10 protein-coding genes, 1 pseudogene and 1 riboswitch are annotated in these 13,533 nt (G+C 69.5%); of the genes and pseudogenes, 3 read left to right on the top strand and 8 right to left on the bottom strand.

Annotated features, from left to right (window positions below; all coding sequences use genetic code 11):
* Positions 1 to 159: 159 nt before the first annotated feature.
* Both A5775_RS25180 and A5775_RS22920 read left to right on the top strand, forming a co-directional pair.
* Positions 160 to 273: pseudogene (locus tag A5775_RS25180) on the top strand (group 1 truncated hemoglobin); the annotation flags it as partial.
* A 47-nt stretch (positions 274 to 320) separates the two neighbouring features.
* On the top strand, positions 321 to 1,079 hold the full coding sequence (locus A5775_RS22920) for a class I SAM-dependent methyltransferase (protein ID WP_067257628.1): 759 nt from the start codon (positions 321 to 323) through the stop codon (positions 1,077 to 1,079).
* Position 1,080: 1 nt separating this feature from the next.
* Here the strand turns inward: A5775_RS22920 and A5775_RS22915 are convergent, their stop codons facing one another.
* Positions 1,081 to 2,007, bottom strand: coding sequence for an RluA family pseudouridine synthase (locus A5775_RS22915; RefSeq protein ID WP_067257625.1), 927 nt, complete (start codon positions 2,005 to 2,007; stop codon positions 1,081 to 1,083).
* Entirely contained in the window at positions 2,000 to 2,590 is a 591-nt protein-coding gene (gene lspA / locus A5775_RS22910) for a signal peptidase II (protein ID WP_082953141.1), read from the bottom strand. The genes A5775_RS22915 and lspA overlap by 8 nt, the downstream gene beginning before the upstream one ends.
* Before the next feature lie 54 nt (positions 2,591 to 2,644).
* Between lspA and A5775_RS22905 the strand changes: the two genes are divergently transcribed.
* Positions 2,645 to 3,601: an asparaginase gene (locus A5775_RS22905; protein WP_067258009.1), complete on the top strand. Its 957-nt coding sequence runs from the start codon at positions 2,645 to 2,647 to the stop codon at positions 3,599 to 3,601.
* Here A5775_RS22905 and A5775_RS22900 read toward each other — a convergent pair.
* From A5775_RS22900 to A5775_RS22875, 6 genes are all read right to left on the bottom strand, one after another.
* Positions 3,566 to 4,951: a DNA polymerase IV gene (locus tag A5775_RS22900; RefSeq protein ID WP_197512876.1), complete on the bottom strand. Its 1,386-nt coding sequence runs from the start codon at positions 4,949 to 4,951 to the stop codon at positions 3,566 to 3,568. The genes A5775_RS22905 and A5775_RS22900 overlap by 36 nt on opposite strands.
* 251 nt (positions 4,952 to 5,202) lie before the next feature.
* Positions 5,203 to 8,340 (bottom strand): isoleucine--tRNA ligase, encoded by a 3,138-nt coding sequence (gene ileS, locus A5775_RS22895; RefSeq protein WP_067257620.1) that lies wholly within the window; start codon positions 8,338 to 8,340, stop codon positions 5,203 to 5,205.
* A gap of 206 nt (positions 8,341 to 8,546) precedes the next feature.
* On the bottom strand, positions 8,547 to 8,795 hold the full coding sequence (locus A5775_RS22890) for an Rv1535 family protein (RefSeq protein ID WP_067257617.1): 249 nt from the start codon (positions 8,793 to 8,795) through the stop codon (positions 8,547 to 8,549).
* 287 nt (positions 8,796 to 9,082) lie between these two features.
* A riboswitch (M-box (ykoK) riboswitch) is annotated at positions 9,083 to 9,268 on the bottom strand.
* Positions 9,269 to 9,350: 82 nt separating this feature from the next.
* A complete protein-coding gene (locus A5775_RS22885; protein WP_067257614.1) occupies positions 9,351 to 10,475 on the bottom strand; it encodes a nitronate monooxygenase family protein in 1,125 nt (374 codons plus the stop codon).
* A 75-nt stretch (positions 10,476 to 10,550) separates the two neighbouring features.
* Positions 10,551 to 11,120, bottom strand: a complete 570-nt coding sequence (locus tag A5775_RS22880) for a carboxymuconolactone decarboxylase family protein (RefSeq protein ID WP_067257611.1) — start codon at positions 11,118 to 11,120, stop codon at positions 10,551 to 10,553.
* A gap of 122 nt (positions 11,121 to 11,242) precedes the next feature.
* The coding region (locus A5775_RS22875) for a thioester reductase domain-containing protein (RefSeq protein ID WP_156660824.1) at positions 11,243 to 13,533 on the bottom strand (2,291 nt) is incomplete at its 5' end.

The raw sequence follows: 13,533 nt of genomic DNA, 5'->3' as shown, positions 1-13,533 counted from the left end.
ACCTAAGACATCAGTCCCCGCCCCGATGCAGATTGCGGTCATGTAAACGCGGCGCGCCTTCTCACGGTTCGCCCACAACGATCGCCACCCGTAGGCGATCCGCGTGTTACACAAGGCAATCCGTGCGTGATCGCGCACTAACCGACGGGCAGTGCCGGGATGCACCACTTCGGCTTGGTGGCCGGGCATTTGGCCGACGCACTGGCCGGCGCCGGGCTCCCGTCGGAGACGGTGTCCGAGATCGCGACGGGCGACGCCAAGGCGACGGTCTGATCGCATTCCGCCTGCCGTCCGTCGCAAACGGTGCCTAGCATGCTGGGATGCGGCGCACATTTGACGACCTGATCGCGGAGGCGGACGCCGCCCCGGTCGACGGCTGGGATTTCTCGTGGCTGGACGGACGGGCGACCGAGGACCGCCCGTCGTGGGGCTACCAGCGCCTGCTGAAGCAACGGTTGGCGAGCGTGTCGTCCGCGCTGGACATTCACACCGGAGGCGGGGAGGTGCTGTCCGGCGCGGCGCCGTTCCCGCCCACCATGGCGGCCATCGAGACGTGGCCGCCCAACGCGGCCCTGGCCACCCGGCGCCTGCATCCGCACGGCGTGGTGGTCGTCGCGACTCGCGACGAGCCGCCGCTACCGTTCGCCGATGACGCCTTCGACCTGGTCACCACGCGCCATCCGATCTCCGTCTGGTGGACCGAGATCTTTCGGGTGCTCCGGCCGGGCGGCACCTACTTCGCGCAGCACATCGGTCCCGCCACGATGGGCGAGCTGGTGGAGTACTTCATCGGACCGCAGCCGCAGAAGTGGGCCGAGTTTCACCCGGACGCCGTCCGCGCTCAGGCCGAGGCCGCCGGGCTGCAGATCGTCGATCTGCGCATGGAGCGGATGCGGGCCGAATTCTTCGACGTCGGCGCCATCGTCTACTTCCTGCGCAAGGTGGTCTGGTCGGTGCCCGACTTCAGCGTGCAGCGCTACCGCGACCGGCTGGCCGAACTTCACGAGCGGATCGAGGCCGAGGGGCCGTTCGTCACGCACCCGACGCGGGTGCTCGTCGAGGCCCGCAAGCCCGGCTGAGTCAGCCCTCGGCTCGCAGCACGTCCAGCGCGTGCTGCAGGTCGGGCGGGTAGGGGCTGACGATCTCCATCCGCCGCCCGTCGGCCGGATGGGCGAACGACAGCGAGCGGGCATGCAGCCATTGACGTTCCAGGCCAAGCTTTTTCGCGAGTTTGGGGTCGGCGCCGTAGACCAGGTCGCCGCAGCACGGGTGGTGCAGCGCGGAGAAATGCACCCGGATCTGGTGGGTGCGCCCGGTTTCCAGGTGCACGTCGAGCAGGCTGGCCGCGACGAAGGCCTCCACGGTGTCGTAGTGGGTGAGGCTGTGCCGGCCGTCCTTGGTGACCGCGAACTTCCACTCACCGCCGCGGTGCCGCCCGATCGGGGCGTCGATGGTCCCGCTGGACGGATCCGGATGCCCCTGCACCAGCGCGTGGTAGCGCTTGTCGACGGTGCGCTGCTTGAACGCCCGCTTGAGCAGGGTGTAAGCGCGCTCGGAGAGCGCCACCACCATCACCCCGGAGGTACCGACGTCGAGGCGATGCACGATGCCCTGCCGCTCGGGCACCCCGGAGGTGGTGATCCGGTAACCGGCGGCGGCCAGGCCGCCGAGCACCGTCGGCCCGGTCCAGCCCACCGACGCGTGCGCGGCCACCGCGGCCGGCTTGTCGACCGCGACGATGTCGTCGTCGGAGTACAGGATCGTCATGCCCTCGATGTCGACCGGCGTGTTCTGCGGCGGCGCCGGCGCCTCGGGCAGGCGCACCTGCAGCCACGCGCCGCCGGTCAGCCGGTCGGACTTGCCGGCCTGCACCCCGTCCAATTCGACGCCGCCGTCTTCGGCCAGGGCCGCCGCGGCGCTGCGCGACAGCCCCAGCAGGCGGGCCAGGCCGGTGTCGACGCGCATGCCCGCCAGCCCCTCCGGAACCGGCATCGAGCGGTCACTCACCCGCGCTGTCCCCGTCGGCGTTGCGCCGACCGACTGAGTCGAAGTCGAAACCGAAGATCGACAGCACCACCAGCAGGATGGCGCCGCCCACCACGGAGGGATCGGCGACGTTGAACACCGGCCACCAACCGACCGAGAGGAAGTCCACGACATGGCCGCGCAGCGGTCCGGGCGCCCGGAAGAAGCGGTCGACCAGGTTGCCCATGGCGCCGCCGAGGATCAACCCCAGGCCCACCGCCCACCAGGGCGACACCAGCCGCCGGCCCATCCAGAAGATGCCGGCCACCACGCCGGTCGCGATCAGGGTCAGCATCCAGGTGTAGCCGGTGGCCATCGAGAACGCGGCGCCCGAATTGCGCACCAGGGTCCAGGTCACCGTGTCGCCGATGATCGGCACCGGCTGTCCGGGAGGCAACAGCTTGACGGCGAGCACCTTGGTGACGATGTCCAGGGCCAGGACGATCGCGGCGACCGACAGCAGCAAGCGCAGCCGGCGCGGCGGCCGCTGCTGGTCGGCGGCGTCGTTCTCAGCGTTGTCGGCCGAGGTCACCGGCTCCGTTGATCCCGTTGGTTCTTCAGGCACTCTCTCATCATCCCCTACTGCCCCGCGCAACCTAGCGATGTCCGTGTGGCGGCGATGCGCAATGATTCGACCATGGCCCGCCTCACCGTGATCGCCACCGGGGGCACGATATCCACCGGCACCGGCGCCGACGGGGTGCACCGGCCCTCCTACAACGGGGCCGAGTTGACCGCGCCCTTTCGCGGGGAGCACGACGTCGACGTCGTTGACCTGCTGGCGGTGGACAGCTCGGAGCTGACGCTGGCCGATTGGGACCGGATTCGCGACGCGGTGACGGCCGCGCTCGACGGCGGCGCCGACGGGGTTGTCGTCCTGCATGGCACCGACACCATGGAGGAAAGCGCCCTGTGGCTCGACCTCACCTATGCCGGCGACGCGCCGATCGTGCTGACCGGCGCGATGCGCAGCGCCGACGCCCCCGACGCCGACGGTCCGGCGAATGTGCGCGACGCCCTGGCGGTGGCGGCCAGCCCCGCCGCCCGCGGCCTGGGCGTGGTGCTGTGTTTTGCGGGCCGGGTGTTGCAGCCGCTGGGCATGTACAAGGCGGCCACCGAGGACCTGAGCGGCTTCACCGGCCGGCTCCTCGGCACCGTCGCGGGCGAGGTGACGCTGACCGGCCCCAAGACGCGGCCGTACGTGGGCGAGCCGCGGGCGGGTTCGGCGCCGCGGGTCGACATCGTCGCGACGTATCTGGGCGGCGACGCGGTGGCGCTCGATGCCTGCGTGGACGCCGGGGCGCGCGCCGTGGTGCTCGAGGCGTTGGGCTCGGGTAACGCCGGGCCCACGGTGGTCGACGCGGTGCGCCGGCACTGCGGCGACGGGATCGTCGTCGCGGTGTCCACCCGGGTCCCCGGCGGGCGGGTCGGCGCGAGCTACGGCCCCGGCCATGCCATGGCGACCGCCGGGGCGGTGCTGGTGCCGATGCTGCGGCCGCCTCAGGCGCGGGTCCTGCTGATCGCCGCGCTGGCCGCCGGGCTACCCGTCGCCGACGTCATCGGCCGGTGGGGCTGACACGGCGTCGGCCTGCAGATCGCCCACGTAGTCCGGCCAGTCCAGGGAATCGACCGGGTTGGCGCGGGCCAGCTCGCCGCTGTCGGCGGGAAACGTCCTCGCCGGGCCCGGGCCCGACGCGCGGGTTTCGAACCGGGCGGTGACCACACCGTGGCCGGCGCCCTGCACCCAGCCGTGCCCGAGGTCGCCGTGCACGACGTCGTCGCCCACCCGCCAACCCGCTTGGTCGGGTCCCGTGCTGAACATGGCCTCGGCCGCGGTTTCGACGGACGGCGAATCCGTTTGCTCCTGCGGCAGTTCCAGATCCGGGAACAGTGACTCCTGGCGCACGTCGCTCAACCCCGAAAACCCCACGCCGAGAAGGCGAATGGGCCCGATCTCGCGCGGATCGAGCAGCAGCCGGCGGGCCACGCCGACCAGCGCGACGATCTCGGTGGTGGCGTAGGGCAGCGTCGCGGACCGGGTCAGGGTGCTCATGTCGGATTTCTTCAGCTTGACCGTGACGGTGCGCGCGCCGCGGCCGTCGCGCAACAGACGGTGATGGGCGTGCTCGGCGATCGGTTCGATCGCCTCACGCAGCTGCTCCAGGCTGGTCAGGTCGGCGGCGAAGGTCGACTCGGAGCTGATCTGCTTGGCCTCGGCGCGCTCGGCGACCGGGCGGTCATCGACACCGAGGGCCAGCCGGTGCAGCGCCGGCCCGATCGTGGCGCCCAGGATGTTGGCCGCCTCGGCGTCGGTCAGCGCGGCCAGCTCCCCGATGGTCTCGATACCGAGGCGATGCAGCTTCTCCTCGGCGACCGGGCCGATCCCCCACAGCCGGCGCACCGGCAACCCGCCGAGCAGCGGCCGTTCTTCGTCGCGGCGGACCACGCGGATCCCGTCGGGCTTGGCCAGCCCGGAGGCGATCTTGGCGATCTGCTTGCCCGAGCCCGCGCCCACCGAGGCGATCAGCCCGGTCCGGTCACGAACCCGTCGGCGCAGATCCTCGCAGAAGGTTTCGACGTCGGCGGCGGACGCCCCGGCCAGCTGCGCGGGTTCGCCGAATCCCTCGTCGAAGGAGAGTTGCTCGACGACGGGGACGACGGCGCGAATGGTGTCGAAGACCCGCCGGCTGGCCACCCCGTACACCACGCCGCGCGGCGGCAACACCACCGCGCTCACGCCGACCAGGCGGCGGGCCTGATGCATGGGCATGGCCGAGCGGGCGCCGAACACGCGCGCCTCGTAGCTGGCGCCGGCCACCACGCCGCGGCCACCCAATCCGCCGACCAGCACCGGCCGACCGCGCAGGGTCGGCCGGGTGAGCTGCTCGACGGAAGCGAAGAACGCATCCATGTCCAGGTGCAGCACCCAACGCGACTCCACAGGGTTGATGCTATTGGCCTGGCGTCCATCGCCAAGGCGATGGCGTTGGCGGGCGGTCAACCCGTCGGTCAGCCGCATCGCGTGAACCGTCCGGGGCCGCGGCCGACCATGTGGTGCTGTGCCCGCCTCACAGCGACAACGGGTCACGCCGATGCGGTCCGGCGACGGATTGTCGCTCAGAGGCGGGCAAACCATGTGCCGCCTCGCGGAGAGGCGAAAGTGGCGCATGTGACGGCTCAGGCCTTGGCGATGCTCACCCGCACGCCATCGCCGATGTCCGCGCCGTCGCGGGGCTCGCCGAATTCGAAACTGGTCGCCAGGATTTCGCCCGCAATGAGGTCGCGGTGCGCCTGTGCCCAGTCGGCGCGCCCGGCGGGCACCGACATCACCACCGAAATCCGGTCGGACACATCCAGTCCCGTCGACTTGCGCAGCTCCTGCAATTCGCGGATCCGGTCCTTGGCCCAGCCTTCGGCCTCCAGCTCGGGCGTCACCGTGCCGTCCAGCACCACCAGGCCCGCCCCGTCGGGCAGGGCCGCGGTGAACTCCGGGTCGGCGGCGACCAGCCGCGAGCTGTATTCGCCCGGTTGCAGGACCGCGGGGCCGGCGGTCAGGGTGCCGTCGTCGTTGACGACGCCCTCCCCCGCCTTGACCGCCTTGATCGCGGCCTGCACGGCCTTGCCCAGCCGCGGGCCGGCCACCCGCGCGTTGACGGTGAGTTCGAAGGAGCCGTACGTGTCGATCGCGTCGGTCAGCTCGACGCTCTTGACGTTGAGCTCGTCGGCGATCAGGTCGACGAACGGCTCGAGGAGATGCGGATTACCCACCGCGACAGTGAGTTTCGGCAGCGGTAACCGCACCCGCAGCTTCTTGGCCTTGCGCAACGACGATGCGGCCGAGCACACCTCGCGGACCTGATCCATCGCGGCGACCAGATCGGGGTCGGCGGGCACGTCGCCCTCCTGCGGCCAATCGGTCAGGTGCACAGACCGCCCGCCGGTCAGGCCGCGCCAGACGATCTCGGTCACCGACGGAAGCAGCGGCGCGGCCAGCCGCGCGGTCACCTCCAGCACGGTGTGCAGGGTGTCGATGGCATCGGCGTCTTCGGTCCAGAACCGCGAACGCGACCGTCGCACATACCAGTTCGTCAACGCCTCGGTGAACTTTCGCAGCTGCTCGCAGGCCCGCGAGATGTCACAGCTGTCCATTTCGCGGGTGAGGTCGTCGCGCAGTTCGGCGAGCTTGGCCAGGATGTAGCGGTCCAGCACCTGGGTCGAATCGGTGCGCCAGGTACCGACTTTCGGCGCGTAGAGGGCCAGGAAGCTATAGGCGTTCCAGAACGGCAGTAGCACCTGGCGCACGCCCTCGCGGATGCCTTGTTCGGTGACGATGAGGTTGCCGCCGCGCAGGATCGGTGAGGCCATCAGGAACCAGCGCATGGCATCGGAGCCGTCGCGGTCGAACACCTCGGACACGTCGGGATAGTTGCGCAGCGACTTGCTCATCTTCTGGCCGTCGGAGCCCAGCACGATGCCATGGGCCACACAGGTTTTGAAGGACGGCCGGTCGAACAGCGCGGTGGCCAACACGTGTAGCGTGTAGAACCAGCCGCGGGTCTGGCCGATGTACTCGACGATGAAGTCACCGGGATAGTGGGTGTCGAACCAGTCGGCGTTCTCGAACGGGAAGTGGACCTGCGCATAGGGCATCGACCCGGAGTCGAACCACACGTCGAGCACGTCGGGGATGCGGCGCATCACCGAACGCCCGGTCGGGTCGTCGGGATTGGGCCGGGTCAGCTCGTCGATGAAGGGGCGGTGCAGGTTGGTGGGCCGCACCCCGAAGTCGCGCTCCAGCTCGTCGAGGCTGCCGTACACGTCGATGCGCGGATAGGCCGGGTCGTCGGACTTCCACACCGGAATCGGGGTGCCCCAGTAGCGGTTCCGTGAGATCGACCAATCGCGGGCGCCCTGCAACCACTTGCCGAACTGGCCGTCCTTGACGTGTTCGGGGTACCAGGTGATCTGCTGGTTGAGTTCCACCATGCGATCCCGGAATTCGGTGACCGCGACGAACCAGGACGACACCGCCCGGTAGATCAACGGATTGCGGCACCGCCAGCAGTGCGGGTAGGGGTGCTCGTAGGTTTCGTGGCGCAGCACCACCGCCCCGTTGGCCGCGGCGGGACCGCTGCCGTTCTTCAGGTCGCGAATGATGTGCGGGTTGGCGTCAAAGACGTGCTGCCCCTGGTAATCCGGGACGCTGGCGTCGAAGCGTCCCCTGGAATCGACCGGGGTGACCGGGGCGATGCCGGCGGCGTCCGCGACAGCCATGTCGTCCTCGCCGTAGGCCGGCGCCAGATGGACGATGCCGGTGCCGTCCTCGGTGGTGACGAACTCGCCCGAGAGCACACGAAAGGCATCGTGCGCATCCATGAAATATGGGAACGGCGGCAGGTACCGGGTGCCCAGCAGGTCCGCGCCCCGACAGGTGCCCAGCACCTCGGGTTCCACTCCCTTTTCGAATCCCTTTTCGAAGCCGAGCTCTCGCGCGTAGGCGCCCAGCCTCGCCTCGGCCAGCACGAAACGCCGCTCCCCGACGCGCACCTGCGCGTAGGTCACGTCGGGGTTGACGGCGACGGCGAGGTTGGACGGCAGGGTCCACGGTGTCGTGGTCCACACCAACAGGTAGGCGCCGTCCAAGTCGCCCCCGACCACCTTGAACCCCACCGTCAGCGCGGGGTCTTGGCGGCTCTGGTAGACGTCGTCGTCCATCCGCAATTCGTGGTTGGACAGCGGGGTTTCGTCGCGCCAGCAATAAGGCAGCACCCGGTAGCCCTCATAGGCCAGGTCCTTGTCCCAGAGCTGCTTGAACGCCCAGATCACCGACTCCATGTAGGGCAGGTCCAGCGTCTTGTAGTCGTTGTCGAAGTCCACCCAGCGCGCCTGGCGGGTGACGTAGGCCTGCCACTCGTCGGTGTAGCGCAGCACCGAGGCGCGGCAGGCGTCGTTGAAGGCGGCGATGCCCATGTCGTCGATCTGCGATTTGTCGCTGATGCCCAACTGGCGCTCGACCTCGAGTTCGGCCGGCAGGCCGTGGGTGTCCCAGCCGAAGCGGCGCTCCACCTTGTAGCCGCGCATGGTGCGATACCGCGGGACGATGTCTTTGACGTAGCCGGTGAGCAGGTGCCCATAGTGCGGCAGACCGTTGGCGAACGGCGGCCCGTCGTAGAACACGTATTCCGGCGAGCCCTCGCGGCCGGCGATGCTGGCGCGGAAGGTGTCGTCGCGGGCCCAGTAATCCAGCACCTCGACCTCGAGCGCCGGGAAGTCGGGCGCCCCGCTGGCCAGCTTGGGGTAAGTGTGCTCGGTCAACCGTCGTCTCCTGTGCCAGTCTCAGGCCTGGGGACGACGACGCGCCGGCTGCGCGAGCGCCGCGGTACCACCCCGCTTGCCGCGCTCGCGCGCGGCCGCTCATTGAACAGGCTGTGACGGGCCTACCCGTTCGGTTCTACTGAGCCGGCCGGCTGTTCTTCCGAAGGCTCCCCGGTGATGGCCGGATCGACGCCAGTGAAACGATTCTACTGGCCCCGAACCTCGAGCACACCCACGCGCCACAGCGCCGCGTACACGTGCCGCAGCGGGATGCTCAACAACCGGCAGGCCCCGTTGATCAGCGGGTCGCCGCCCGGGCCGAAGAGCGGGTAGTCGCTGCGGCGCGGCTCTTCGGTCTCGGGCGCGGGAACCTGGATTTCAGGGAAGTCCCGTACCACCGTCAGGGTGCGAGCGGGCGCGACGGTGACGACTTCGTCGTAGAGAGCTGCGGTCATGATCGACTCCTAGAGGAGAATTCCAACGGGGACCAAAAAGGACTGACGTGTCCCGTCCCGGGTCGGTTCCGATCTCAGAACGCTTGGCGGATAAGCACTTAGCGTGTGCGACAACTCAGCCGAGTACGTCGCGCCGGAGAACGGATCGGGACGAAACAGTGTTCGGACTTCGATCCGGACTATCGCTAGAACTCATGTGTCCCTCACCTCCTCGCGGTCACGACGCACGCGGGGTCGCATGCGATCTGGGCGCAGCAAGAGGAGCAGAATCCGACGATTGCCGGAGATCCGCACCCCTCTCGTCAGAGCTTCGGCACCACACGACGTGTCCTGGCCTGGAAAAACAATCCAAACCGGAAGCCACCTGGGCTCAACCCTTAAGCCGGGAGGAGCTGTCCTGACCCGGGGCGTCTTTCGACGTTCGGGGTCAGTGGCCTGTATTCGTGTAGACGCCTCACCTAACGAGGTGCTTACCCGACCGATCATGCACGAGCGGTCTGACGCGGTCAAATCCCTGGCTGGCGTGTCCGCGATTCGTTACCGACGGGCCCGGGATCACTTCTCGATCAGGCCGTCCAGCCGGCCGATGGTGTCGATGAACTCGTCGACCATGTCCAGCACCACCGAGCGCGTCGGGCGGACCCGATTGAGCGAGCCCACCACCTGTCCGACGAAGTATGTCGCCAGCTCACGCGCCTTGGCGCCGTCGTGGACGGCGGCGGAGTTGATGCGCACCTGCGGCTCGGCGATCAGCGCGGTCTGCAATGGCATGCCCAACGGGTCGGGGTTTTCGGGCCGCTCCCACTCCTCGGTCCAGGCGGTGCGCAGCATCCGCGCCGGCTTGCCCGTCATCGAGCGCGACCGCACCGTGTCGGAGGAGGTGGCGGCGAGGAACTTCTCCTTGACGACAGGCACCGTCTCGGCTTCCTCGGTGGTCAGCCAGACCGACCCGCACCACACACCCTCGGCGCCCAGGGCCAGCGCCGCCGCGATCTGGCGGCCGCGGGCGATCCCGCCGGCGGCCAGCACCGGCACCGGCGCCACGGCATCGACGACCTCGGGCACCAGCACCATGGTCGCCACGTCGCCGGTGTGGCCGCCGGCCTCGGTGCCCTGCGCGACGATCACGTCGACGCCGGCCGCGGCGTGCCGCTGCGCGTGGCGGGTAGTGCCGGCCAGGGCGGCCACCAGCACGTCCTGGTCGTGGGCGCGCTCGACGAGGTCCGCCGGGGGTGGGCCGAGCGCGCTGGCGATCAGCCGGATGTTGTGCGCGAAGGCCACGTCGAGCAGTGGCTCGTACGTCTTGGGCGAGATGCTCAGGCCACCCGCGGACACGCGGGCGTCCCCGGCGGGCGCCGTCACCCCGTAGCGGGCCAGCAGGTCGTCGACGAAGGCGCGATGCTCGTCGGGCAGCAGGGTCCGGACCTGGTTGGCGTCGATCCCACCTTGTTCGGCGCCCACGTATTTGGGCGGCAGCAGCAGGTCGACCCCGTACGGTTTGCCCCCGGTCTGCTCCTCGATCCAAGTCAGCTCGCTGCGCAATCGCGCTGGACTGTGCGCGGTGGCGCCCAGGACGCCGAATCCGCCTGCGTTGGTCACCGCGGCCACCACATCGCGGCAATGACTGAAGGCGCAGATCGGGAATTCGACACCGAGCATCTCGGCGACCCTGGTTCTCATTGCCCGACGCTAAGAGTTATTGCTGGAGAAGTCAATCGCTTACGGCCCTGAGCAATTCGCGCTGATTCGCCGCCGCTACGACCCGGGCGGTCGGCCGTCTGGAGGCCAGCTCGACACGCCCTCCTCCAGCGGCACCTCGAGGCTCTGCAGGATGGACGAGACCATGCGCCACGCGCCGATGACCGTGACCAATTCAACGAGAACCGTTGTGTCGCCGTTGAATTCGCGCTCACACACCGCCCAACTCGCGGCGCTGACCGCGCCGTCGCGCACCACGTCGTCGGTGGCCGCGAGCACGGCCCGCTCGGCGGGCCCAAACCCGGCGTAGTTGCGCCAATCTCGCACGCCGAGCAGGTCGTCGCCCGAGACACCGAGCCGGGAGGCGACGCGCCAGTGCTGGGTCCATTCGTAGTCGCAGGCGGTGAGCCAGCCTATCCGCATGATCACCAACTCGCGCAACCGCGCGTCGAGGGCGCCGTGCCAGAGCATGGTGGCGAGCAGGTCGTTGATGGCGCGCGCCAGCGGCGGATGGTTGAGCAACACTTGGAAGATGCTCAGTTCGGCCATGTAATTGGGGACGGCCGCTTCGTCGGCGGCGGCTTTGGCTTCGTCCAGTGGCAGTTTGGGCAGGCGCGCTGTTGTCATCGGATGAGCACTCCTCTCCTGCGGCGGGACCGTCGCGTTCTACCGGTCATGGTAGCCAGCGGGAGCCGCGACGACGACGACTTCGGCCGGCGATGGCGAAAACCGCTACCGGCGAACGTGTTTCAGAGCAGGCCGAGCAGCTGCAGGTCGGTCACGTATTTGACGATCACCGGCGCGCTGATGTGCGGGATGTCGTTGTCGGGGCCGATTTTGGCTTCCTGCACCGCGGCGCGGAAGCGCTGGGTGGGCCCCAGGCAGCCGCGGGCCGGGTCCGCCGGCGGCACATGCGCAGCGTTGCGCAATTGCAGCAGCTGCAGCACCGACTGGTGGCGCTGTCGCTCCGGCAGGTCGTGCAGAGCGGCCTCCATCCGGTGCAGCCACTCCCCGAAGTCGTCGATCCGCTCGATCGGGTAACCGGCATCGATGACCCAGTCGACGTACTCGTCGAGGCCGACGCCGTCGTCGTGCGGGTTCATCACGTGGTAGGTCTCGAACCCGGTCGCGGACTCCCGCCCCACCTGGGCGCCCAGGGTGGTGATCGATTCGGCGACGAACTCCACCGGCAGGGCGTCGAAGTGTGCGCGTTGCCGGTTGCCGTGCGCGTCGAGTTGGTAGAAGGAGCGTGGCGCGACGCCGCTGGCCACGACGCTGAGCAGCATCCGGGTGAACATGTCCGACAGGTTGAGCTGGCCCGCGTAGGTGGTGTCGGCCAGGATCATGTCGCAGCGGAACACCCCGACCGGCAGCGCGCACAGGTCGTGGGCCTCGCGCAGCAGCACCTCGCCCGCCCACTTGCTGGTGCCGTAGCCGTTGGCGTAGCTGCCGTCGACGACGCGGGTGGCGCTGATGACCCGGATGTCGGCGTCCTCGGTGAACGCCGACGGCTCGATCTGGCGCCCCACGTCCGAGGTCGACACGTACGCGTACGGCTTCATCTTCGTGGTGAGCGCCAACCGGATCAGCTCGGCCGTGCCCGCGACGTTGGGGGCGAATAGCTCGCTGTAGGGCAGCACGCCGTTGACCACGGCCGCGGAGTCGACGATCAGGTCGACGGTCTCGGCCAGCCGCTGCCAGGTCGCCTCATCCAATCCCAGGTTGGCCTGGCCCTTGTCGCCGGCGACGACCTGCAGGTGCTCTTCGGCCAATTCCCGGAAGTGCTGCAGCAGTTCGGGGTCACCGCTGTCGAAGGTCTTCTCCAGACGGCGCCAGGCGTCCTCGTCCGTGCGGGCCCGCACCAGGCAGATCAGCTTGCCCTCGACCAGTTCCAGCTGCTCGAGCCATTCCAGCACCAGGTAACGACCCAGGAAACCGGTCGCGCCGGTCAGCAGGACCGTCCGCACCTCGGAGCTGGGGCCGGTCAGCGACGGCACGGTCGACAGCGTCGCCGCGTCGATGAACTTGTCCAGCGTGAGGTCGCGGGCATACACCTCGGTTGCGTCGGCGCCGTGCACCGCCGCGAAGCCGGGCCCCGCGGCGTTCTCGGTGTCGGCGCCGCTGGTGATCCGCTGACTCAGGGCCCGGATGGACTGCGAGTCGAACAGGGTGCGCACCGACAGGGCGCCGTCGACCGCGGTGTTGATCTCGGCGATCACCCGCATCGCCGACAGCGAGTCCCCGCCGAGCTCGAAGAAGGAGTCTTCGACCGAGACGCGCTCCATGCCGAGGACCCGGGCGAAGATGCCGGCCACGATCTCCTCGGTGTGGTTGGCCGGGGCGACGTATTCGCCGCCGCGCTTCTGGTACTCGGGTGCGGGCAGCGCGCGCTTGTCGAGCTTGCCGTTGACCGTCAGCGGCAGCGCGTCCAGCACCACCACCGCGGCCGGCACCATGTAGGCGGGCAGCCGGTCGGCCAGCTGGATGCGGATGCCGACCGGGTCGGCGGTGCCGGTGATGTAACCGACCAGCCGCTTGTCGCCGGGACGGTCCTCGCGCGCGATCACCGCGGCCTGCTCGACCCCGTCCAGCGCGGCGAGGGCCGCCTGCACTTCACCGAGTTCGATGCGGTAGCCGCGGAGCTTGACCTGCTCGTCGGCGCGGCCGAGGTACTCCAGCTGACCGTCGTGGCCCCACCGGACCAGGTCGCCGGTGCGGTACATGCGCGCACCGGGCCCGCCGAACGGGCAGGCCACGAATCGCGACGCCGTCAAACCGGACCGCCGCGAATATCCCGCGGCCACACCGTGTCCGGCGATGTACAGCTCGCCGACGACGCCCTGGGGCGCCGGACGCAGCCAGCGGTCCAGCACGAACAACGCGGCCCGCGGCACCGGCGCACCGATCGGCGCCGACCCCGCTTCGGTGTGCAGCGGGGCGCTCATCGCCGCGTACACGGTGGCCTCGGTCGGGCCGTAGGCGTTGATCATCACCCGTCCCGGCGCCCACCGGTCGACGACCTCGACCGGGCAGGCCTCAC

The sequence above is a fragment of the Mycobacterium sp. 852002-10029_SCH5224772 genome (assembly GCF_001667315.1).
In the GTDB taxonomy this organism is placed as follows: domain Bacteria; phylum Actinomycetota; class Actinomycetes; order Mycobacteriales; family Mycobacteriaceae; genus Mycobacterium.
The sequence above is the reverse complement of the archived record's forward strand: the minus strand, read 5'-3'. Positions and strand labels throughout refer to the sequence as shown.

Bases quoted from the DNA above. Each gene is read 5' to 3' on its own strand.
- A5775_RS22920 (WP_067257628.1), top strand. From the start codon at position 321: ATGCGGCGCACATTTGACGACCTGATCGCGGAGGCGGACGCCGCCCCG.
- A5775_RS22905 (WP_067258009.1), top strand. From the start codon at position 2,645: ATGCGCAATGATTCGACCATGGCCCGCCTCACCGTGATCGCCACCGGG.
- A5775_RS22890 (WP_067257617.1), bottom strand. From the start codon at position 8,795: ATGACCGCAGCTCTCTACGACGAAGTCGTCACCGTCGCGCCCGCTCGC.
- A5775_RS22885 (WP_067257614.1), bottom strand. From the start codon at position 10,475: ATGAGAACCAGGGTCGCCGAGATGCTCGGTGTCGAATTCCCGATCTGC.
- A5775_RS22880 (WP_067257611.1), bottom strand. From the start codon at position 11,120: ATGACAACAGCGCGCCTGCCCAAACTGCCACTGGACGAAGCCAAAGCC.